Raw genomic sequence first — 24,156 nt, 5'->3', positions numbered from 1 at the left:
AAAATTTTAAAAATAAATTAGCAGAAGCGCGATTCCTTTATTTGAAAGGGTCTTTTTGAGTATTGAAATGGCACGCGCCTTCTGGCTGTTGACAGTGCTGACACTGATATTGAGTTCCTCGGAAATCTCTTTTGGAGTTGCTCCACCCATCAGTTTTTGCATAATGTTCCGACATTGTTCAGGAAGAAGCTCTATCGATTCGCTTAGTTCGCGAAGTACTTCAGTATGGATTATCTTGCTTAGGATATTCTCCTCATCATATTCCTCGAATTGGTTTGTAAGTTTCTCAAGCCTTTTTAATCGAACTTTCTCTTTTTCAATAACGTCTAAACACTTGTTCTTTGTAGATATATAAAGAAATGCTTTAATGCTCGCATAACTCCTAAAGGTCTCCCTTAGCTCAAAAGTTTTAAGCATAACATCCATAACGACCTCCTGTGCGTTAGCCTGATCAAAATTGATAAGTAGTCTATTGGCAAAAAAGATTAATGCCGGATGATAGAGTTGGAAAATCAGATTCATGGCAATTCTATCACCGCTTTGGAATCGTACGAGCAGTGCCTTTTCTTCGATCTCATGTCTGGATGTCATAATAGGGCTATTGGCAAATCAAAAGTAAAGTTAAACAATAAAAAACATTAAATGAAACACGCCTTGTTATCGAGTTAATTTTTAATATCTTGCATGAATAGTTTTGCATAATTTGTGATGGTATCAGTCTCAATTATGTATCACCGTATTAAAACTTATTAACCATTAAAATATGAACAGGACCCTGAATCTATTCGAGCAGCTGAAAGGAATCGATGAAGAAAAATTAAATGCTAAATTCAAAACCCTTCGCAATAACCTCTTCCGTGAAAAGTTGATACTAGAGAGATGGACTGAGAAATTTGAGGATAGAGACAACAAATTAATTAAAGAATTTCAACAAACATTTCACTCGAGTTTTTGGGAATTCTATCTTTATGCAGTCTTCACCGAGATGGGTTGCAAATTTGATTTTTCCAAAAATAGACCGGATTTTATAATTGACACCCCAAGCAGAATTTTAGTAGAAGCTGTCGCTTCGGAAATCAACAAGGTCAATGGCAGAAGCGAAAGTACCAGAAACGTCAATGATACTTCCTCAATGCTGCTCCCCCCTCACAAACAGCTTGACTTCTTTGAAGTATTGGATGAAGCGATCACAAGATACTCCAACTCAATATCGAAAAAAAACGGAAAATATAAAGAATATGTTAAGTGCCCTTGGGTTTCAGGTGACGAACCCTATGTTATTGCCGTCGGCTCTTATGCGCAGGTGAACTATGGTAGGGAATATATCTACCCTATGATGGCGTTGTTATTTGGCGAATATTACGATCCTTTACAAAAGAAATATATAGATAAAACTTTCATCAAAAAACCGGGTACTGATGTAAATATTCCTCTCGGTTTGTTCAGAGATAAGAAATTTAATGATATATCTGCGATATTGTTTTCCTGCACTATGACTCTGGGGAAACTTACATCTTTGGCAAACTCTAGCGAGGAATGGCCAGAGATCAATCATGTTGTCAACATCCGTCACGATTTTGAGGAACCTCATTACAAATTACAGGAAGTATCACCTGAAAACCCAGAATTTTTAACAGACGGCTTATTTGTCTTTCATAATCCCTACGCTAAAAACAAATTGGATCTTAACCTTTTCCGACAAACAAATGCTCTTCAGGTATATATACAGGACGGCGAGATGCTATTCGAGGGTGAAAACCTTCCAATTTATGCAAGGCACAACGCTTTCTTTCCATTTCCAAAAGAAGAATTGGATAGAATCGCACTTAATTTAAATTCTTAATGATAGATCAATATTTAGATCTATCAATTTTTTACTCTCGGAAGCCCGATCTCATGTTCTTGTGGGTAGGGCTTACGGTGAGTCATACTCACATCTTCTTTCATTCTTTGCTGTATTTCGTATTTTTTATCCTCATCGTGCGAATATCGTGGATCAGGAATAAATGGCATCTTTGCCATTTTAGTTATTGTAATCGTAGGAAAATGAAAGTCTACTTCTACCACCCCTAAAAGTAAATAGCAGCCACCTCCTTGAAATGGATACTTTTCAAGACAATCTGGAAAATGTGCCGTATCAAAATAATTTCCATTGACATCGACCCAGGTTCCAAAATACATTGTTCCCCTTTTCGTCGGAACATGTTTTCTAGAAATCAAATAGGCTAGCATTTTAACTTGCTTCTTATGATATTGAACAAGCTCATTGGCCATCACAGTTCCTCTGTACTTTGTCTGCAACAGATCAAAAGGTGTGCAAGACACCGGAAAAGATAAAATCTCAATCTCATCAAATGCATCTTCAAAGATGTTCCTTTTCAACTCTGGAAATTTAAATTCCTTCACAGGTTCTTCAAACAACGTTTCAAATCTACGTTCGGGTTTAAAGTCTCCAAGCAATACCCTTGCTTTTAATAATAGTTCATTCTTAGGAATTCCGCAAAATCGAAAAGCACCAATAAATATCAATATCTGCAACGTTTCTATACCAATAGGTATTCGTTTGATAAAATCTTCCATGGATTTGTATTGTCCATTTTTTCTCCTTTCTTCGGGAATCAATTGTCCGAGTCTCGATTCAACTTTTTCTAAATGCATAAATCCCAAATAGATCTCATCGCCATAAATCGTAGCTTGTTGCTCACTCCTGTTTACACATGGATTCATAATCTTTCCACCAGACATCCTTGCTTCATGAACATACACTTCCGTCCGGTAAAAACCACCCATATTATTGATAACTGACACCATAAACTCCAACGGATAGTATACTTTCAGATATAAACTCTGATAACTTTCTACAGCGTAAGATGCAGAATGTGCCTTGCAAAAAGAATACCCTGCAAATGATTCAATCTGTCGGTAAATCTCTGTACTCAATTCCTCAGGATGTCCCTGTTGTCTGCAAGATGCAAAAAAATCGTCTTTTACTTTTTGAAGTGCCGAAAGTGACCTACCTTTTCCGCTCATTGCCCTTCTGAGAATATCACCATCCGCTGCGGATACTCCCCCATAATGCAGCGCAATCTTAATAACATCTTCCTGGTACACCATGATGCCGTAGGTATCTCCGAGTTGCTCTTCAAAAACTTTATGGAAATATTCAAACTTATCTGGATTGTTGTGCCGAAAGATATATTCCCGCATCATGCCGCTCTGAGCGACCCCTGGACGTATAATAGACGATGCTGCCACCAGCACTTTATAGTTGTCACATTTTAACCTTCTCAGCAGCCCGCGCATCGCAGGACTTTCGATATAAAAACAACCTATTGTCCTTCCCTGGCTTAAAAACTCATTGCATTTTTCTTCATCCTTGGAAATGTTAGTGTCCTTAATGTTTACCTTAATTCCTCTTTTCTCTTCCAGAAGCCTAACTGTATCATTGATTGTACCCAGCCCCCGCTGGGATAAGATATCGAATTTCTCAAATCCGATTTCCTCTGCCACATGCATATCCCATTGTACGATCGGAAATCCCTTGGGCGGCATTTCCAGTGCGGTAAAATTTGTCAGGGGTTCTTCAGAAATAATAATCCCACAAGAATGCATGGAACGCTGATTTGGAAACTTTTCTAAGAGCTTTCCATATTTCTGAACTTGCTGCACTACCTCATCTCGAAATACCCTTTCAGGATATTTCGATAATTCATCGAGTTCCTCTTTCGGTAACCCAAACACCTTCCCTACCTCCCGGATAATGGATCGGTACTTAAACTCTACATTCGTTCCACAGAATGCAACGTAATCTTTGCCGTAACGGTCAAAGATATACTCCAATATAGTATCCCGATCCTGCCAGCTCCAATCGATATCAAAATCCGGTGGGCTTTTCCGGTTCTCATTTAAAAACCGCTCAAAATAGAGATCGAGTTCCAAGGGGCAGATATCGGTAATACCCAGACAGTAAGCGACAATACTATTTGCACCACTGCCCCTACCAACATGCATAAAACCCACACTATTACTATACCTGATAATATCCCATGTGATCAGGAAATATCCACTGAAATTAAGTTCATCAATAACTTTTAATTCCTTTTCGATCCGCTGTTTTGCCTGTCCATGACTTTTCCCATAACGTCTTTCCAGTCCAGTAAAAGCTAACCGTGTTAAAAGCCTCAGGTCATCTTTCTTAGAACCTGTATAAAATTTTCTATTGCGTGGTGTTTCGAATGTAAAGTCAAAACTGCACTCTGAAAGAATTACAGTTGTTTTCTGGATAATTTGCGGATAATTCCGGTAGGCATTTAAAATTACTTGTGGAGATTTTAAATATGCTGTTTTTGAGCAAATTTCGCTTTCTGGTAATTTAGAAAGCAACATATTATTATCAATAGCCCTCAAAATCCGGTGCAGATTGAATTCCTTCTTCGTGCTGAAAGTCACGGGGTGCAATATGACCATTTTGGGAATCAACCTACGATATTCTTTGCGGGTCAACATATTTAGCTCTTCCTCCTGAATTCCAATATATTCATTATCATTAAGCTGTTCAGGTCTGTGAGCATTCAGTGGATAAATGATAAAACAGTTTTCAAAATCTGGTCGCTCAGGTACATCGATACCATCACAATTATAAGATGTTAGAACCCGATTTACCTCTCCTATCCCTGTAAATTCTTTTGCAATGACAATATAGAGCAATTTACTCCCATTACGTATCTCAACACCAACAATCGGCTTTATTCCATTCCCTTCACATTTTTTCTTAAATTCATAAATGCCCGTAATCGTATTAATATCAGTAAGAACAAGCTCTTTAATACCCATTGCGGCTGCATGGCATACAAGAGCGTCAATGGATAACGTTCCATAACGTAGGCTGTGATAGGAATGACAGTTCAAATACATAGTTGAGCACTTAGCGTGAAAAATTAAAACCCACGGCTCTGCCGACCGCATCTTTTCCGAAACGATTCTTAATATTATCCATTGCCTGATACAAGCTGATGAGCTCAGCATTATCCTCAAATAAATTCATCTGATAACTACCGTGTACAAGATCAGTAAATCTTAAACCCACTAAACGGAGACGCATCCTTCGCACATATACTTTATCGAAAAGTTCAAGCGCAACTCTTGCCAAAGTATGATCAGATGATGTATAGCTTACACGGCTCTGTTTGGTTTCGGTGTCAAAGTTTGAATACCTGATCTTAATTACTACGGTTGCTGTCAACCATTTTTCCTGGCGAAGCTGATGCGCCAACTGTTCAGCCATTCCCGAAATAATACTTCTAACTTCATACACATCCATCGTATCGCTACTAAAGGTTCTTTCTTTCGAGATTGATTTTCTCTCTGAATATGGTATGACAGGAGTTTCATCAATTCCATTGGCTTTCTTCCATAGATCAACTCCATTCTTTCCGATCATCTGTTGGAGCACCTCAACCGGCATTTCTGATAACGTGCCTATAGTCCTTATTCCAACTCTTGAAAATAGCTGAAAAGTTGCATTCCCTACCATAGGCATTTTCTTGATCGACAAAGGGTTTAAAAATGAATGAACGCCTACAGAAGGTATCTCACGATGACCATGAGGTTTGGATTCCCCCGTACCAATTTTGCTCACTGTTTTATTTATTGACAAGGCATAACTGATCGGAAGTCCTGTTTCTTTTTCAATTCTGGCTCCTAACTCATTCGTCCATTTATATGCCCCAAAAAATTTATCCATACCGGAAAGGTCAAGATAAAACTCATCGATGGAAGCTTTCTCCATTACCGGTGCGCTTTCTTCAATAACTTCTGTAACAGTATGGGACATCTTACTGTACAATTCCATATCTCCCTTCACTACTTTAGCCTGTGGGCAAAGGCGTAGCGCCATTTTCATTGGCATAGCGGATCTAACGCCGAAAGTTCTTGCTTCATAACTACAGGAAGAAACCACACCACGGTCTCCTCCACCAATAATCAATGGGATACCATTAAGCTGTGAGTTTACAAGCCGCTCGCAGGAAACAAAGAAGGTATCTAAATCCATATGTACGATAGACCGATTCATGTTCACTAAATTATTTAGCAAAATTGAGAAGATTTATCACAATATATATTACTTTTGTTGTGATAAATTATCACAAAATGTCAACACTCTCTATTCTAGCGGATAACATAAGGTATTTGCGACTTAAACAGGCTCCTAATCTCTCACAAGAAAAAATTGCTGAGAAATTGATGATTTCCAGAGATTCATACGCAAAATATGAAACTGCGAAATACACTCCTCCCCTGGATGTATTGTTAGCTATTTCCCGCTATTATCATATCAGTACGGACCTATTATTGACTGTTGACCTCAGAAAATATAAACTGGAAGAAATGCTCAATCTGCCGGATAACAGAATTCTGCTTCCTATTAAGACAGACTCATTAGGGGAAAACAAGATAGAAATAGTTCCTTACAAAGCTAAAATGGGCTATCTTAAAGGGTATGCAGATCCTGAATACATCGAGGGATTACAGACAATGTCTCTTCCATTTCTAAGAAATGGTAAGTATAGGGCTTTTCCCGCAGAAGGCGATTCCATGCCCCCTTACAAAGATGGTACTTATGTTATTGGAGAATACGTAGAGCGTATTAGTGATATAAAATTAGGTAAAGTCTATCTCCTTATCACGCGAACCGATTTTATATTTAAGCGGATAGAAAGCGTAAATAAAAATTCCATCACCGTGAAATCAAATGAAAGCTTCTATGAAAACTATGAAATTCCCTTTTCCGACTTATGGGAAATCTGGCAACATGCTGGCAGCTATTCACCCCAGGAACTTGAGATTATCGACTTTGCAAGCGAAGATGTAAAATCAATGTTATTGAGATTAATGCAGGAAATAAAGGAATTAAAGGCAGCTATAAAGAATTGAGTGAATTTAGGAAAACAATCGGGAGCCTGTCACCTTAGGAGACTTCCGATTGTTTTTGAAGATAAGTGTTGCTATCACTTTCATATTTAACCCAAGCACAGCCTGAAATATAAACTGCAAATTCGGTATCCCCAATGTGGCAGATCGTAAACTCGTCCTCCCTATCCGTATTGAATTTTTTTGTAAATTCTACACCCCAAAAAATAAACTTTTTATTCTCTGGGAGCGATCCTAGCGTTATTTCTTTCGTCATTATCCCAAAAATAATAAACAAAACACAGAGATTTTACGGTTTACCGTAATTCTTTGAAATAATCAGATTTATATTTTGATCAGCTTTGATATAAAAGAAATATCCGAACTTTTAACAATGACCCTAATGCCAGAAGGATATTCAATCATGACTGGAGTTTCAGCATAGTTAGAATCTCCTTCCACTGCATTCCCATTCATTAATTCATTTCTCACAATCTCAAGTGTATGACTTTGCGGCGAAATTGGCTCATGAAAGGTTTCAGGGGCTTTCACTTGAACAGATAACATCGAATCGGATACACCATGCTGCTCCAGATATGGATTGATCGGTTTTCCGGTTTCCTTGTGCTTTAAATATGCAAAATAGCTATATGGACGTGGTGTAAAATTCAAAAGCCAGGCCGCCATTTCTGTAGCTAGTTCAGAAGTATTCTTGTCCTTTTTTAGGAAGTAAATTAAAGGCTTAAATTTTGCCGGATTAATCATTTTAACTTCCAAAAGCGAAACCTCGTCCTTCATCGACTTATCCATGAAATTTTTGAGTGTACGCATATCATAATGGTTCGAAATTTCCATGTAGCTCATAATACACTCATTTCTAACCTTCGCTGGAGTTAAGTACAGCATATTATTTGAAATTATCCCTTGTTCTTTGAGTATCAAATAATGGTTTCTTACAGCATCTCTATATTCATTCGTCATAATTTGAATTATTTATATGTCCTAACTATGATTTAAAGTTCATAATTTTTGGCATAATTTAATAATTGCGGACTGCTATAATACTATAATATCTTTTGTAAAAGGGAAATTTATTTGAGTCTACACTTAAAAACTAAACCGAACTAATGGGACAACCTCGTGTCTTCATATTTTTTTCGTTCAGTTTTCAAAGAAACCAACCATTCCAAATACATTCCTTCAGGCATATTTCGATAACCTATTTCATGAATATGCTTATATTCTTTATTCAACAAAGAAAGCAATTCTTTTGCTTTTGGTTCAGTAGCAACTAATTTTTGATATTGCTCCTTATGCGTTTCAGCTTTTAAAATCAATGCAGTCACTAAATAAGGATAAACCTCCAAAGCTCTTTCCGCACATTTCAGGGCGAAGCTTCCATCATTTTCGGGAAACGATCTCTTGTAGCCATTGGCAAGATCCACCAAACATAGGGCAAGGCTTTCACGATCAGTTAAAGCCTTCATATAAACACCATTCTGTATCGCATCCAAATGTATAAATCCCGATGCCATAAGCCATGCATCCTGTGGGAAAACACCACTCGTCAATTCCGTATTGTACCAACCTATTGACTTTATATTATGCTTAATATAGATGTGGTTTGGAGCAAGCGCCAAACTCGCATCAGCACCAATCTCTTCTGCAAGTATTTTATATAGGTATGGTAGAGAATTACAGTTACCTTTCTGCGTATTGACCAGTTTGGAAACAAAAAGGTTTGTTAGCTCTTTATGACCAAAAACGTCATTAAAATCATAAGAAAAGGGTTTATAATGAAGCGTATCCTTATTTATAACAATCGGTGTTTCTTGGCAGATAATTGAAAATATAGCGGCATATTTACTCACAGCTACTTTATCGTTTCCGTCATAGGTCAAGTCTCTACTTGCTATAATTTTTTTTGCAAAGTTGGCCATGAATTTTATTTTCCGGTTTACTTCGACTGTATCCAGCTTACCTTGATAATAAGCATCTTCAACACTTAGCACAGCACTTTTAAAACTATAAGCCTGTTTATCAGCCAACATATTATTTATCGTCTGAAAAGCATCATCGTAAAACTTATTTTGCTGTGCTTTGGCAAAATTGGTTATTGAAAGAACTAGGGTAATAATAAAGTATTTCATAATTTGGAACTCTTAATCATAAAGAGTATTAGATTTTATTGTTATCAAGATGATCAATGATTTCGATCACCAATACATCATCGGTTTTTTTATCATATTTCGCAAGGAACAAATCTATTAGTCGGCTTAATTCCTTCAACGAGCACAGACGTTCATAACTAATGTTATCCTCTTTTAGCAATTCTCCCATGCCTCTTTTTGACTTAAAAAACCGATATTCTGTATCTGTACTAACAGAATGTTCTGCAAAAATTATAATCTTGTCAAAATCCAGCTCTATATACTGATCGCCTAACAAGGTAGCTAGTGAATTGCGTCTGATTGCTTTAATAATATCTTCTAATTTCATCTCTATTCGCATTTCATAATTAATTTCATTCAACAAGGTTCAATACTTTCCAGCCATCTTTGCCAGAATACCATACCCACAGCCTATTTATCGTAACTGTACCGTCACTGTAAATAACCTTCTCCTCTATTAATTGCTGATCTTCCCTTTGATATTCAATGGTGAAAACCCTGTCTAAACCTTCAAATTTTGGAAACCCATTTAACTCTAACTCTTCAAAAAATGATACTTTCAAGGCTGATGTTATCATCTCATGGGTCTTCTCATTAATTTCTACAGAATGTTCTATCATAATATTCTCAGCTTCCTTTCTGAAATCTTTACAGGAAATAATTCCATCAAGATCTTTGTGACCATAAAACTCCTCAATACTTAAAATTGCACCTTCAGGCGTAGAACGATCTGGTCTGAAAAAATCATTACCCTCGTCAATTCGAAATCCACATTCTATTTCAAAATTGAGTTTTTCCTCTTCTCCCAACGTATTCCAATAATGTCTTATAGAGTAGCCTCCAAGCATTCTTTGCCCCTTAATAATCATCCAGTCTATAGCTGTATTTAAAGGGACTTTTTTCGGCTCATTATTTTCTGACAAAACTCCACGGTAATAGCTATCTTCAATCCTAATATTTTCTAACCAAACAAAAATGCCATTCTCATTCTGAAATTTGATCGCAGAATAACCAGAATAACCACTTTTAACTAGCTCGTTGAAATACCAGATTGTGTTTTTTGCTTTATATAATAAATAGAGATATTCTTGATTTACCTCTAACTGAAAACTTTTATTCATGTTTCACAGGTGAATGTCACCGTTGTTTTAGGGTTACATTATTATAGTCGAGCAGACATCTTTTAATTTATAACTTTACACATCGCATTTTTGGTTATACAATGCAGTTCAAACAGATCAATTTATCGAGGATTATTCATCACAAAATAGCTCTTATCCACTGTGCCGATTTCAAAAATCGTTTTGCTGTATCATCCCCCCATTGCGCCCCATAATCAAACTCAAAGTTTTTGCAATTGTCATTTTTCAAAACCGTATTGGCGGTTAGTAACAGCTTTTTACTATCAATAGTTCCTGAAAGCTCCTGAAATTTCTTTTTCCAACCTGCGGATGGATTAGCGCCACGCCCAGTATCAAAGAAATTAATAAGCTGAACTTTAATCTCAAAATCATCCCAATCATCTTCAGCAATTTCTAAATTAAAAATGCCATTCAAGATTTTATAACAGCCCTGCTGATTTTCCACTTGAAATTTTTTCAAATAATCAATTAATGCGACATCCTTAGACGAAACCAATTTTAAAATCTTTTTAAAACAGATAATATCATGGTGAAAGGTCTTTTGCTGAATAATGTGCAATATATTTTTCAAAATTGAAAACTTCTCATTGATTGTTGCCTGTATGAGAATACCACGAACATGTTCTATTTTTAGAATATCTTCTAAAAAATTACTATTTGGGGAAATAAAGTAATTCACTTTAAGATAAACCGTAGTATGAAAAAAATCTTCTGGCGAATAGACAGTCATCTTATCATTTACTAACTTGGCTATCAAATTATCTCTGAGTAATGCTCCTAACCTTGCTACATATAACGATCTTAAAAAAGCACCATTAAATTCATTATTATAATTCAATAACTTAGGCAAAATGTATTTATAGCTTTTTCGCTCAATTTCTGATGAAATCAGTTCGTTAAAAGCGATTTCGAGATCCTGTTCTGTTTTTAATTGTTCTTCCCTATCACTAGATGATTCTTTATGCTTAAAAAGTAATAAGTCAAACCAGTTTTGGATTTTAATGAAATCACTCTCAGAAATAGCTAGTTCCCTAGCCAAGATTCTTGATTTTGCCAGTTCATCTTTTTTAAAGATTAAATATTTATCATCCATCATCGATATCACTTAATAACTGCTTACCTTTATCAAAAACACTATTCTATATTATTCAGCACTTTCCATTCCTGAGCTTCTGAATAAGCCACCCATAATGTATTGTTTACTGTAACACCATCAGGATAAATTACCTTTTCTCGGATCAGACATTTATTATCATGCTTCTCCATTAAGATAAAATTCCGTTCTATATTATTAAAAGAGGGAAATCCATTAGACTCTAGGTCTTCAATGAAAGATGCCTTCAAGGTTCCCGCAATTTCAAGTTGTAGCTCCTCAGTAACGTTCACCGACCTTTCTTCTAACAAATGTTTAGCTTCCTCCATAAAGTCTTTACAGGATAAGACCCCCATCAAATTCTTTTCTGAATAAAAGTTTTCAATTGTGATAATTGCTCCTTCTGGCGTTACTAAATCTGGTTTAAAAAAATCATTGCCATCGTCAATTTTAACGCCAAAGTCATTATCAAATGAAACCTTAGTATCTTCATCGAGCGTATCTCTATAATGTCGTATCGTGTAGCCGCCAATCAAACGTCCATCTTCGATAATCATCCAATCAATTACATCATTAATTAATACTTGTTGAGAAATACCATTTTCAGCGAGTTCACCCACAAAATAAATATCTTCAATATTTACCTTTTCCAACCAGACATAAACTCCCTCTTTATTTTTAAATTTAACGGAGTTATATCCAGAAAACCCTGCATGAATCAACTCATTAAAATACCATAACGTGTTTGCTGCCTTATATAGGTTGTAATTATAAAGATCGTTTTCTTCGATTTTTGCACTATTATTCATTTCATATTTATTTTAATTACGCACACCCAGGTATTCCTGCGCATGGATCTTTGGGTTTGGAAACAGGCATTAAAACAGGAGCCGGAGGATTATTAACATTAATATTATCCTTTTTAATCGGCGGTGCTTGTTTCAATTTTAGATCATTCAATTTTGTATCAGGATTATTATTTATCGCATCTTTTGCTTTATCCCTCAGATTTCTAACTCCATTTAATGCCTCAGACTTTGGTATTTCATCAAGCAATTGCTTAATTTGTTCATTGAGCTTTGGATGGTTTCCATGCCTGCCTTCTCCAGTAGCTTTATTGAACTTCTCCACAGTCAGCTTATTTTCTTTTCCTTCAAATTTATAACCTTCTTCCCTTGCTTGCTTTACAATTTCGTGATTTTTATGTTGTCGCGGTATTAAATGATGCTCATTTGATACTTTTCCGGTTGTCTCAGAGGTTTTAGTAACAGTTTCGACAACTGGGCTGGGACGCACAGATGAATTCTCCAAAAGCGGCATTAAACGAAATAGTCCCCAACAGCATTCAACTGCATCTTCTGGCGCAAGCCCTGTTGGATCTTTAAATTTCACAGGGTTGTTAAATGACATGTTATATGGGGTCCAATCTGGGAACTCCTCACTTAGCGGATCGGGACTTATCCAACGACCATGTGTGTCTCCAATTGGTTGGGCATCTGGATCGTCAAGATCGACTTCCAGAAAATCGACAACCTCACCCTTTTTGACATTGAAACGTACTGATCCGATAGTGACAACACTATCCTGATCGTGAAATTCAAGGTATTTTCCCTTGCTTAATGTTGCGACTTTGGGATAGTACCCGTATTTTTTAAAAGGATTACCAGCAGCAATATTCTTTCTCCTTCTCTCGGCCTCTTCCGGACTAAGACTATCTCTAGTTTTTAGAACTTCCGCCATGTAAGGACGGGAGCGCTCTTCTTTTGTCAGCTTAACAGGATTGATCCACTCCTTTTTTTGGCTAACCTTTTTCTTGTGATTTACCTGCGCTTGGGAAAAGCTTAGCAGGAACAACGCAAGAAAAAATAAAATCTTTCTCATAATTTGTTTGTTTTTGGTTAATGGTTAATAATTCTCTAAGTATTCTATAATCTTTGGGCTTTTCCTTTTTTGGAGGCACCGGTTTTGGTCGTTCCTTCGCTTTCCTAAGTTTCTGCGCGTTTATGATTTTAATACGCTCGGCGATTTCGTCACTTTTTTGCTTGTTTTCTGTACTCCTTAATGAGCCAAGCCATTTTTCATATTGGTCAAGTGGCATCTGCGTAAAACCTGATTGGTCTATATAATCGAAGTCAGACTTAATTTGAAGAAATTGTTCTTCCAATGGTGGATAATTACGGATATTTTGTAGCTGTTCCTTATTTTCAGGATCAATACCAAATCTAGCACAGGCTTGCATAAAGCGCATTTGATCGGTATTGCTCTTCCATAGCGTAGCATTAATATTATTTGGATTTAATGCTAATGCTTTATCTAAAACTTTGGATACAAATTCATCATAACCATATTTATGAATATAACCACTGGCAAGATCAACATAGGTCTGTGATAAGATCTCCTGCTTACTTAGGTTCTGCATATACAATTTATTCTTTAATGCTTCAGCCTTGATATAGCCAGAATTAAGCACAAATGAATTGGCAGAAAACATTCCATTGGTGAGCTCTACACTTAGCATTTCACCATCAGCATCTTTAAACCGAATGTAGGAGTGATTAGGAGACATAACCAGATAAGCTTCTGCACCGATCTGTTCAGCTAAAATAAGGTATAACAAGGGCATCGAATGACATTGTCCTGTATTGGTTTTCATCAACTTGGAAACAAACATTTTGGAGTAGTCCTTTGCTCCCATATAATCTTCAAAATCATACTTCATTGCTTTATGCACTACTTTTCCGTTAAGTTTACTGTCCTCCGCGAAGTATTTGAAAATGGATAAGTTTTTAGAAACATTGTCGGAATCTTCAATCCCACTATTTTTTATTTCTTTACGAATGATATTTGTGGCTTTTTGGATTTGACCCTGATAAGTTGACTGGAAATTTTTATCATTGTTATTGTATGCATTTTCCACTATAAAAACTGCATCAGCAATTGAATAACTTTCAGAATCAAGTTTTGAAAGATGTTCAAATGCATTGTAATATGCGCTAGTTCCTTTCTTGCCTGACAATGGAGATAGCTTAAAATTTCTTGAAAATGCTTCCGCACGAATTTCTGCCATCTGACGTTCAACTTCTTTATTTAGATGCTCTTGATCGGACTGGTAATTAACTTTCTTCTGTGGATTTACATAATTTGGGTAATTATTCATTCTAGAAGACAAATTGGATGTCTCATTCCGAATCACCGGAACACTATTTAAATTAGCTTGCTGAGGGGTTTCAGGAAGTTTTGGTAATCGTTGGCCATAACAATAACATCCAACTATAAAATAGTAAAGTAAAATAATTTGTCTCATCGGTTTTTAATGTGTTCTTATAGGTCGATTTTGGCTTCGCAATATATTTATTTTATAAAAACTAAAACATAGGTGTTTTCACGGAATTTTGAATAATTCTCTCTGTTTAGCTTTTCATTTCTAATTCTTTAAAAACAAAATTAAACTGCGATAACGCCAAAACCTGTCGTAATATAATAGATGTTATTACGAATTTGCACTTATGTACTTTTAGGGGTAAAATACAAAAGGCATGGAACTATGACGCTATGTTAGAGAGGTACTGCGAGAACCCGACAACCATATAGACGACCTAGCCCATGCCCATATAATGGTACACGGGCGTAAGTCTGTCAAAAAATGGTTGTAAAGAAGATTCGCAGTTTTCTCTAACCAGTTGACAGCTTACGCTTTATTTTATTTTCGATAAATTTTAGGGTGTAAATATATAAATATTTTTTAAACGAAATTTAATTTCACCTTCAAAGGATGTAATTACATATATCTTAGACAATTATTGAGCAATTCCAATTTTACATAAAATTATTCAAATAATCGCAAGATTCAATGCAAATCTATCACAAAAATTAACTCATTCAATAAAATATAGTTAAATTTGTAAAGCGAGACCTCCGAAACCTTTTTAATGACTTTCTTCTCTAAACATATAACTGATGTCGAGGATATGTATAAATCCATATACAATACATATCGGGAACGTGTGTTTCAATACATCAGAGGAAAAGTTAAGGACAGAAATGATATTCGTGATATCGCACAAAATGTGTTTTTCCACCTATGGGAATATAGAGAGTCGCTGGGTGGTGCTAATACTGAAAATATAATTTTTAAGACCTGTAACCAAGAAATTTCAAAATTTTTCAAAACACAACGAAAACATGTATTTGAAAAAAATTATAATATTCCTGAAACACCTGATGATGCTGTCGATCAGCTGGATTCTAAACTCATTAAAGAACAACAACTGCAAGCAATGCAGGATAGCATTGAGTTACTTCCGACTTCAAGTAAGAAAATGTTCACAATGAACAAGCTTGAGGGCGTCACTCAGGAAAAAATTGCGGTTCAGCTTAATTTGTCAAAAAAAATTGTGCAAAAACAAATTTCAGACGCATTAGTTTTTCTTCAAAATTTTCACAAAAACTCTTAAAATAAGTTAAAGTCAGCTAAAAAGAGTTAAATAAATGCTCCCAGAGGGGATCTTTTTTCATTTCGTTCCTAAATGTAATAAAAGACCCTTTTCTATGAACAATAATGAACCTTACGTAGAACCACTCACCCCCCAGGAGGCAGAAGAGGATTGGCTCGCTATTATCGCTCGGATAAGAGCGCACGAAGTCAAAAAGAGAAAAAGAAAAATTACCCGCTTTGTATCTGCAATAGCAGCATCAATCCTGCTGTTAATCGGTACTATTATAACTTACAGAATTTATGTTTTACCTGACATATACTTCGCTAAGGATAATGATTTGGCAATAACCTTAAAGGATAATTCTCATATTACCCTTTCCAAAGGTGCAAAATTAACAGTATACAAAACCTTTCCCTCTGATACAAGGGATGTTTTTCTTGAGGGTAATGCAGTCTTTACGGTCAGCAAATCAAAAGAGCATCCATTTATTGTACATGCGGGTTCCTATGAAGCTAAAGTTTTAGGAACTGTATTTAAAGTGGTGCAAACAGGCGCTACTTTTAACGTGGATCTGTATGAGGGTAAGGTTCAGGTGAGCAACTCTACAAAACCCACAGAATCCTATATTATACAGCCCAAAGAAACATTTTCAAATATGGGCTCCAATCAAGTTGCTACTGTAGCACCAACAGTTCATGACGATTTCAAAAAGAAAGAGATGAGCGCTACACTAGCTTTTACCGACTTCTATTTACAGGATGCCTTAAAGATCATAGAAAGGACTTATAGGGTTAAAATCATATTTCCCGCAGACCGGGCCACTTCAAAAATATCTATTTTAAGTAAAGACGCCATGGTAGATCAGCTAATGGAAAATATATCAATACAATTAAACCTAAATATAAAAAAAACCAATGTTAATACTTTTAAACTGGAGGAGTAAACTCCGGTCTTTGATTACTGCGGACATAATCCCAGACATTTACCCTGAGTTAGGTTGGACTTCATAAAGAAGACCGACGGGCGCAACCGTCGGTCCTGTATCCAACTAATAAAACTGAACGGAATTATTAATTTTTAAATACATGCAAAAATATGAAAATTTTATGCAGTGCCGCTGTATTTCTATTATTCGGCTGGCACGGGCTACATGCCCAACAGAATCTCTCTCAAATGAGGGTAAGTTTTGAAATCGGCAAAACTACTGCAACAAAAGCAGTTGAAAAATTTCTAACCGAAAATAACATACAGTATAACTATTCTATTGATGACCTAAAAAATTACACGGTCCAACCACTAAAGTGTAAGAACGAACCTGTAATTGATTGTTTAAACAAGCTATTAAGAGATATACCTGTTGAAGCTTTAATAAATAATAATAGTCTCATTATTCGGCCAAAAAAGAACAAGACGACATCTGATAATACTGAATTGCCTGAACCTTCTATTGTAAAAGCAGATACCTTACGCGAAGCATCTAAAATACAATCCATTGAGGAAGTTATCCTAAATGCTGGATATTACAATGTAAAGGACAAGGAACGTACTGGTAGTATTTCTAAGGTAACAGCAAAAGAAATAGAAAATCAACCTGTAACCAATGTATTATCCTCTATCCAAGGCCGTATGGCAGGTGTCAACATTGTGCAGAATAGTGGTGTTCCCGGCGGTGGATTCGACATTCAGATAAGGGGACAGAACAGTTTGCGAACAGGCACTTTTACTGATCCAAGTGGTAATGTTCCACTATATGTCATAGACGGCGTTCCATTAAGTGAAATCTTATCTCAAAAATCCCAGATTTCCTCTACTATTTTTCCAACTGGAAATATCAACCCTTTGAATAGTATTAATCCAAATGATATTCAAAGTTTTGAAATATTAAAAGATGCCGACGCTACTGCAATCTACGGCTCTCGTGGTGCGAACGGAGTCATTTTAATCACAACTAAAAAAGGAAAAACGGGGACAGTTCGTTTGAATTTCTCTACCAATTATGGAATCAGCGAAAACATTTCAAACTTGAAATTATTAAATAGAGATCAATACCTAAAGATGCGTCGTGATGCCTATGCTAATGATAAAATTAACACCTACCCTGTCAATGCCTATGATATTAATGGTACCTGGGATCAAAATCATGAGACCGATTGGGTTAAGACTTTAATCGGCAAAAAAGCAACCTTAAGTAACACCCAGCTTTCATTGAGTGGTGGAAGTGAAACAACAAATTTTATGATAAGTCTGGGGCATAACGAACAATCAACTGTATTTGGCAACGATTTCAAATACAATAGCAACAATTTCAATTCAAACATTTCACACCGTTCTAAAGACAACCGATTTCTAATGAGTATTTCAAATATGTTCTCTCAACAGAAAAATAACGTTGTTATGACAGATATGACCAGAAATGCCTATTTGTTATCCCCCATATCACCCCTACTTTACAAGGATGATGGAAATCTCAATTGGGCGAATAACACATTCACAAATCCATTGGCTGCTTATAATGCATCATATAATAATGACACAAAAACATTACAGAGTAATTTCAATTCGGAATACCGTTTATATAAAGATCTTAAAATCAAATTGAATGCAGGCCTTAATTATACTACCATTAATGAATTAGCTTTAACTCCGAACACCATTTACAATCCAAATTTAGGAGCTGGGACATCAAGTGCTAATTCACAAGCAAATAAAAAGAACCAAGAGATATTCTCATATATAATTGAGCCACAATTAAATTGGCAGAAGAATTGGAACAAACATAAATTGGACGCACTTGTTGGAGGAAGCTTCCAGAAAAGTGTTCGACAAACAGATGATCGCCTTGGATTTGGGTTTGAGAGCAACCAGTTTATCACTAACATTTCTGCGGCAAAAACCATATTGACCTTTGAAGATTCCGATATCGAATACCGTTATGCTGCACTATTTGGACGGCTTAATTACCAATTTGATGGTAAATATATTGTCAATGTTACGGGAAGACGGGACGGTAGCAGCCGTTTTGGTCCCAACAAACGTTTCGCCAATTTTGGAGCAGTAGGAATGGCCTGGCTCTTCTCAAAAGAAGGAATTTTCAAAGATTTGAAATGGCTAAGTTTTGGTAAACTAAGAGGAAGTTACGGTTCTGCAGGTAGCGACAATATCGGTGATTTTCAATTTCTTGATAACTATGTTGTTTCATCATCCTCGATTTACAATAACATTACAGGTCTATCTCCGTCTCGTCTCTATAACCCAGACTACAGTTGGGAAATTACAAGAAAATTAGAGACAGCTCTTGAACTGGGCTTTTTCAAAAACCGTTTAAACATTACAACAGCTTGGTATCGTAACCGTTCTTCCAGCCAGTTGGTAGGTTACCAGCTTTCAGCAGTAACTGGGTTTACAAATGTGATAGCGAACCTACCAGCAACAATTCAAAATACTGGTTTAGAAATAGAACTATCCGGCCGTCCTATAACAGGAGAAAATTTCCGATGGGAATCTGGTTTTAATATTAGTTTTCCTAAAAACAAGCTTTTATCATTTCCTGGACTTGCAGGCTCTTCCTATGCCAATCAGTACGTAATAGGACAACCCACGAACATTATTAAACTTTATCAATTGGAAGGCATTAACCCAGCAACAGGTCAATATCAGTTCACAGACTTCAATGGTGATGGTAAAATATCAGCTCCGGACGATCGTCAAGTTATAGAAAATCTTGGTGTCAGATTTTTTGGCGGATGGAATAACAATGTGTCTTATAAGAATTGGAACCTCTCACTACTATTCCAATTTGTAAAAAAGAAAGGATTAAACTACAATTCAGTAATGACGATGCCGGGTTTAATGAACAATCAACCTGTTGAGGTCCTAAATGTATGGTCAGAAAGTAATCCTTCTGGGTTTTATATGCCTTACAGTACCAAAAACGCAAGTAACCATGCCCTGTTCCGATCAAGTACGGCTACAGTCTCCGATGCATCTTTCATACGGCTAAAAAATTTACAGTTAACGTACAACATACCCCTGAAAAACGAAATTTTTAAAAGTGTTTCAATTTACTTTCAGGGACAAAACCTATGGACATGGACAAAATTCTTTGGAGTAGATCCAGAGGCCTTGATTCCTGGTGTTTTGCCCCCTCTGAGAACCTATTCCTTTGGCGCTCAATTTAACCTTTAAAATCTATTAAAATGAAAAAAACAAAATTTATAATAGTGATGATTGTAATATTGATTACTGCATCATGCGAAAAATTAATCGAAGTTGACATTCCTGACAATCAGATCGATAGAGAGGCTGTCTTTAAAGATGTACAAACAGCTAATTCGGCATTGGCGGCGTTGTATGCCGATGTAATGAAAAACTCGCCCATCGCCGGCGCAAACTTGGAAACCAATTTAAGCGCATACACTGATGAACTAGATAATTATACAACAGCTGCATCAGACACGAGAGATATTTTTCTGAACCAGCAAATAGATACAAACAGTATTGTGTATAGTCTTTGGGCAAACTCCTATAAGCATATTTACACGGCTAATTCCATTTTGGAAGGCATCGAAGGTTCAACTGCCATAAAAGCTACAGATAAGAAGTATTTAAGAGGTGAGGCATTACTGATTAGAACCATTATGTTGTTCTATCTTAACCAACTTTACGGTGATATTCCTTATCCTGAGTCAACTAATTACAACATCAATAATACGATCAATAAAACCGCTTCTACAGAAGTCCTTACAAAAATGGAAAGCGACCTGTTTGAAGTATCTCTCCTTCTCCAAAATGATTATAGGAATGCTGAGCGTATTTATCCCAATAGAATGGTAGCAAGATTGCTTTTGGCTAAAGTTTACATGGCAAAGCAAGAGTGGGATAAAGCTGAAAGCGCGCTGAAGGAAATTACACAAAGTCCATTGTATCAAATGACAAATGACATCAATAAGGTCTTTCAAAAAACGGAAAAGCACATCTTATGGCAGTTAAAGCCGCACAACAATCAGTCCTTGCCACAAGCGTCGATATACTATTTTGTTAATGCCGCACCTTCTACATATGCATTGACAGCAACGTTAATTAACTCATTCTCTGTCGGTGACCTGCGAAAACAGCATTGGATTGCCGCCGTTAACTTTAATGGAAACACCTATTACAGAGCAGAAAAGTATAAAAACCGGGACTTTAACAACACAATGGAATACTCCATTGTCTTCAGACTTGAAGAAGCTTACTTATTACTGGCTGAAACACTTGTCCAACAAAATAAATTTAATGAAGCTTTGCCATATCTGAACGCGACAAGGCAGAGAGCACAGATTCCCACTTTAGCCATGCCAATATCAAAAGATTTGCTAATGGATGAAATTCTGCTTGAAAATAAGAGAGAGTTTTTTACAGAAATGGGACACCGTTTTCTTGACTTAAAAAGAACCGGAAAACTGAATACACTTCCAAATACAAAGCCTAGTTGGAAAGACTACCACAAACTCTGGCCTATTCCACAAAAAGAGATTTTACTTAACGCTAATCTTAAACCCCAAAATACAGGTTACTGATGAAGAATATTTTTTTTATATTATTGTTTGCCGGATGTCTAATGATTTCGGCGCAGGGACATCATGACACCATAACAAAATGGAAAGATAAATTTGCAACATTTGGCGGTGTTCCAAAGATATCATCGAATGGAAATTGGATTGGTATTCATAAAACAAATAAAATAGATGGAAACTGCTCTTTTGTTATTAGTACTAAAGGTACTACAAAAACAATACACAAGATACCACATTCCAAAATAGTCTTTTTAAAAGAAGAAGGTGTATTGGCGCAGACGGGACCAAATGTCGAATTTCTAAATCTTATCACCGGTAAAACCTATAAGTATGAGGATAATTTAAAGGCTTATATCTTAGAAAAACTTAAACGATATGCACTTTTAACCAGCGATCATCATCTTAGAGTCTTTGATACCTCAGGAAAGCTGCTTTGGGATATGACGGAAGTAGATGGGGTGGTCATAACCGATTCTAAAAGTAAACTATTCATCAAAAAAGAGAATGCTGGTAGGTCGGAAATTATAGAGATCACCGGAGATAAAGAAAAAGTTATTTATTCTACGAAGAACTCCATCCGGAAAATGGAATTTACTGCTTCTTTAAAACAGTTGGTCATTACAGAAACCACAACAGATCTTGACAATGATAAATTGACTGTAATCGATCCTGAAAATTCCGGTAAAAAGTTATTGGAACTGAATATTCCCAAGCAGGCAGAAGTTGAATTAAATGAAGTACAAGAGGGCAAAGCCTACCTTATTAGTGCAAGAGTAAAATTCACAGAAGAAAAAGACCGCATTTTAGAAATTTGGTATGGTAATGATCCTTATGTCAATGAACATTACAAAATGTTTATAAATAAAAAATTCTGGATTTGGCATACGAAGAATAGCAAGTTGCAAGAGATCGTAGTTCCAAACGATAACGAAGTTAATTCTCTTAACAACGATCGTTATTTCCTCACCTATCCACCTCGCAAAGATCATAATTTTGTTACCAGCGAACCGGAATTAAATGCCGCTAAAATTTATGATTTGAAATCAAATACCTTGACTGACATAGGAAATTTTAAATTGGTAAAACGGTTGTCCAAAGAATGGCCCTTGTTGCTTAATCATGAAGTTTTTTGCTCAGCAGACGGAAAATGGTTTTTAGCTAGCAAAGATGGTGTCAAATGGATTTTGTACAACTCCAATGGAAAAAAAGAAACTCTGATTGACAAAACAGGATTAGAACAACCTGTATTTTCCAAAAATGGAGATTACGTCTATTTTGAGAGCAGTGATGATCTCTGGAGTTTTAATATCAAAAAGAAGAAATTGACCAGTCTGAGTGTCGGAAAGGGAAAAATGACCAGGATTATAAATTATGTTTCTAAAAGAGATAACTATACAATGATTTCTTTTTTGCCTGCAGAAAGAATGATAGTTGAGATATATGATAAAGAAAAAAATGTAATCTCTTACAAACTGCTTGATTCTGGAAAATGGAAACTGGTTATACCACCAATGAAAAATAGAATAACTATGAATGGTTTGATGTATAATCCTGATATGACATCCTTTTATACCATGGAAGAAAATTATAATATGCCACCAGCTCTGTACAGTTATGATACCCGAGGGCAAAAACACATGATTTTTGACGGCAATATTCAAGATAATAGGGCTAAAAAGATAAGACAGGAAATTTACGGCTATTCAGCAGTTGGAAAGAACCTTAATGGAATTTTATATTATCCAATCAACTTTGATCCGAAGGACAAATACCCGATGATAGTTCTAGTATATGATATGCAAAGACATCTTTCCAACCATTATCTTTCGCCCAATAGAGTAATACCTGAAGGCTCTCAGATAAGAACCTTACTTGAGCGGGGCTATTTTGTATACTTACCAGATACTACTGTCAGTGAAAAGGGCCCCGGGCTTTCGGCGCTGGAATGTGTGAACAATGCGTTGGATGCTGTACTGAATAATCCCAATATCGACCACACGAAAATTGGGCTTTGCGGGCAATCGTATGGAGGTTATAAAACCAATTTTATAGCTACGCATTCCAATCGCTTTGCTGCTTACATATCTGGTGCCGGAATTAGTAATATTATCAGTGATTTTTATTCGTACAATTATAACTTTAGAAAACCAAATTATTTTATATATAATACAGTTTATCAGATGCACACCACTGTTTCAGAAGATAAGAACAGGTATATAAAAAATAGTCCTATTTTAAATGTTGAAAAAGTAAATGCCCCGATACTATTATGGGCTGGAAAAAATGATACTACTGTACCATGGAATCAAACAATGGAGTTTTATATCGGACTCAGACGTTATCAAAAAAATGTTGTCGCACTTTTTTATCATAACGGAGACCATTCATTCCTAAATGAAACCCCTGAAGAATTAGACCTAAGTTCCAAAGTACTCGACTGGTGGGATTACTTCCTATTGAATAAAAAAGATATAACCTGGATAAATAATCAAATAAAAAAGGATGCCCAATAGGGCATCCTTCCTGCTTATTAATTACTTCTGCTAAGCGCAGTAGAACAAGTTGTCTCATTCAGTTTGAATTTGTACAATTGCGTAACTCCATCATCATTCAAAGTACAAATTACGCCAGGTGCTTCATTACATTCCTGTTGCACCTCAACACATTGACCTTCTTCTATGTGATAAGTTGGCATTGCTTTACTTACCTTACTACCTGCATAAGCACCACCAAATCCCATTGCTACAATAAGAGTTGGTAATAATAATTTTTTCATGCGATCATAATTTAATTGATTATTGCCTAATCTGTTACAGGGTTTTCGGCTAATCCCCTATATATCCGTATCCA

The 24,156-nt window shown here is 36.1% G+C and carries 19 protein-coding genes; 7 read left to right on the top strand and 12 right to left on the bottom strand.

All coding sequences use genetic code 11. The annotated features are described in order from the left end of the window. Positions 1-6: 6 nt before the first annotated feature. Positions 7-591 carry a sigma-70 family RNA polymerase sigma factor gene (locus BW983_RS02600; RefSeq protein ID WP_076549697.1) on the bottom strand — a complete coding sequence of 195 codons (585 nt, stop codon included), beginning with the start codon at positions 589-591 and terminating at the stop codon, positions 7-9. Between the two features lie 172 nt (positions 592-763). On the opposite strand from BW983_RS02600, the gene BW983_RS02595 reads away from it, so the two are divergent. Next, on the top strand, positions 764-1,843 hold the full coding sequence (locus tag BW983_RS02595) for a hypothetical protein (RefSeq protein ID WP_076549695.1): 1,080 nt from the start codon (positions 764-766) through the stop codon (positions 1,841-1,843). Positions 1,844-1,866: 23 nt separating this feature from the next. Here BW983_RS02595 and BW983_RS02590 read toward each other — a convergent pair whose 3' ends face one another. Both BW983_RS02590 and dinB read right to left on the bottom strand, forming a co-directional pair. Beyond that, on the bottom strand, positions 1,867-4,914 hold the full coding sequence (locus tag BW983_RS02590; protein WP_076549693.1) for a DNA polymerase III subunit alpha: 3,048 nt from the start codon (positions 4,912-4,914) through the stop codon (positions 1,867-1,869). A gap of 10 nt (positions 4,915-4,924) precedes the next feature. Continuing rightward, positions 4,925-6,073, bottom strand: coding sequence for a DNA polymerase IV (dinB, locus tag BW983_RS02585; protein WP_076549691.1), 1,149 nt, complete (start codon positions 6,071-6,073; stop codon positions 4,925-4,927). A 77-nt stretch (positions 6,074-6,150) separates the two neighbouring features. Between dinB and BW983_RS02580 the strand changes: the two genes are divergently transcribed. Further along, positions 6,151-6,933: an XRE family transcriptional regulator gene (locus BW983_RS02580; protein WP_076549689.1), complete on the top strand. Its 783-nt coding sequence runs from the start codon at positions 6,151-6,153 to the stop codon at positions 6,931-6,933. A 321-nt stretch (positions 6,934-7,254) separates the two neighbouring features. Here the strand turns inward: BW983_RS02580 and BW983_RS02570 are convergent, their stop codons facing one another. The 8 genes from BW983_RS02570 to BW983_RS02535 form a co-directional block, all read right to left on the bottom strand. After that, a complete protein-coding gene (locus BW983_RS02570; RefSeq protein ID WP_076549685.1) occupies positions 7,255-7,890 on the bottom strand; it encodes a hypothetical protein in 636 nt (211 codons plus the stop codon). 143 nt (positions 7,891-8,033) lie between these two features. Continuing rightward, on the bottom strand, positions 8,034-9,059 hold the full coding sequence (locus BW983_RS02565; protein ID WP_076549683.1) for a hypothetical protein: 1,026 nt from the start codon (positions 9,057-9,059) through the stop codon (positions 8,034-8,036). 28 nt (positions 9,060-9,087) lie between these two features. Next, positions 9,088-9,408, bottom strand: a complete 321-nt coding sequence (locus BW983_RS02560) for a hypothetical protein (RefSeq protein ID WP_139329209.1) — start codon at positions 9,406-9,408, stop codon at positions 9,088-9,090. A 25-nt stretch (positions 9,409-9,433) separates the two neighbouring features. Beyond that, positions 9,434-10,201, bottom strand: a complete 768-nt coding sequence (locus BW983_RS02555) for a DUF2314 domain-containing protein (protein WP_076549679.1) — start codon at positions 10,199-10,201, stop codon at positions 9,434-9,436. Between the two features lie 139 nt (positions 10,202-10,340). Further along, the gene (locus BW983_RS02550; protein ID WP_076549676.1) at positions 10,341-11,318 is read right to left on the bottom strand and encodes a hypothetical protein; all 978 of its coding nucleotides are present in this window, start codon (positions 11,316-11,318) and stop codon (positions 10,341-10,343) included. 38 nt (positions 11,319-11,356) lie between these two features. Further along, positions 11,357-12,124: a DUF2314 domain-containing protein gene (locus tag BW983_RS02545; protein ID WP_076549674.1), complete on the bottom strand. Its 768-nt coding sequence runs from the start codon at positions 12,122-12,124 to the stop codon at positions 11,357-11,359. 16 nt (positions 12,125-12,140) lie between these two features. Then, entirely contained in the window at positions 12,141-13,196 is a 1,056-nt protein-coding gene (locus tag BW983_RS02540; RefSeq protein WP_076549672.1) for an RHS repeat domain-containing protein, read from the bottom strand. Beyond that, positions 13,117-14,472, bottom strand: coding sequence for a transglutaminase family protein (locus BW983_RS02535; RefSeq protein WP_076549670.1), 1,356 nt, complete (start codon positions 14,470-14,472; stop codon positions 13,117-13,119). Before BW983_RS02535 ends, BW983_RS02540 begins: the two co-directional genes overlap by 80 nt. A 772-nt stretch (positions 14,473-15,244) precedes the next feature. Between BW983_RS02535 and BW983_RS02530 the strand changes: the two genes are divergently transcribed. From BW983_RS02530 to BW983_RS02510, 5 genes are all read left to right on the top strand, one after another. Continuing rightward, entirely contained in the window at positions 15,245-15,769 is a 525-nt protein-coding gene (locus BW983_RS02530; protein ID WP_076549668.1) for an RNA polymerase sigma factor, read from the top strand. 94 nt (positions 15,770-15,863) lie between these two features. Continuing rightward, positions 15,864-16,694: a FecR family protein gene (locus BW983_RS02525; RefSeq protein WP_076549666.1), complete on the top strand. Its 831-nt coding sequence runs from the start codon at positions 15,864-15,866 to the stop codon at positions 16,692-16,694. A 152-nt stretch (positions 16,695-16,846) separates the two neighbouring features. Beyond that, positions 16,847-19,936, top strand: coding sequence for a SusC/RagA family TonB-linked outer membrane protein (locus BW983_RS02520; RefSeq protein WP_076549664.1), 3,090 nt, complete (start codon positions 16,847-16,849; stop codon positions 19,934-19,936). 38 nt (positions 19,937-19,974) lie between these two features. Beyond that, a complete protein-coding gene (locus tag BW983_RS02515) occupies positions 19,975-21,309 on the top strand; it encodes a RagB/SusD family nutrient uptake outer membrane protein (protein ID WP_228408939.1) in 1,335 nt (444 codons plus the stop codon). Next, the gene (locus BW983_RS02510) at positions 21,309-23,819 is read left to right on the top strand and encodes a S9 family peptidase (RefSeq protein ID WP_084184275.1); all 2,511 of its coding nucleotides are present in this window, start codon (positions 21,309-21,311) and stop codon (positions 23,817-23,819) included. Before BW983_RS02515 ends, BW983_RS02510 begins: the two co-directional genes overlap by 1 nt. 17 nt (positions 23,820-23,836) lie before the next feature. Here BW983_RS02510 and BW983_RS02505 read toward each other — a convergent pair whose 3' ends face one another. Then, positions 23,837-24,082: a DUF6520 family protein gene (locus BW983_RS02505; RefSeq protein WP_076394264.1), complete on the bottom strand. Its 246-nt coding sequence runs from the start codon at positions 24,080-24,082 to the stop codon at positions 23,837-23,839. Between the last annotated feature and the right edge of the window lie 74 nt (positions 24,083-24,156).

The organism is Chryseobacterium ureilyticum, from assembly GCF_900156735.1.
GTDB lineage: Bacteria > Bacteroidota > Bacteroidia > Flavobacteriales > Weeksellaceae > Chryseobacterium > Chryseobacterium ureilyticum.
Note: the sequence above shows the minus strand (reverse complement) of the source record. Positions and strands in the feature narration are given on the sequence as shown.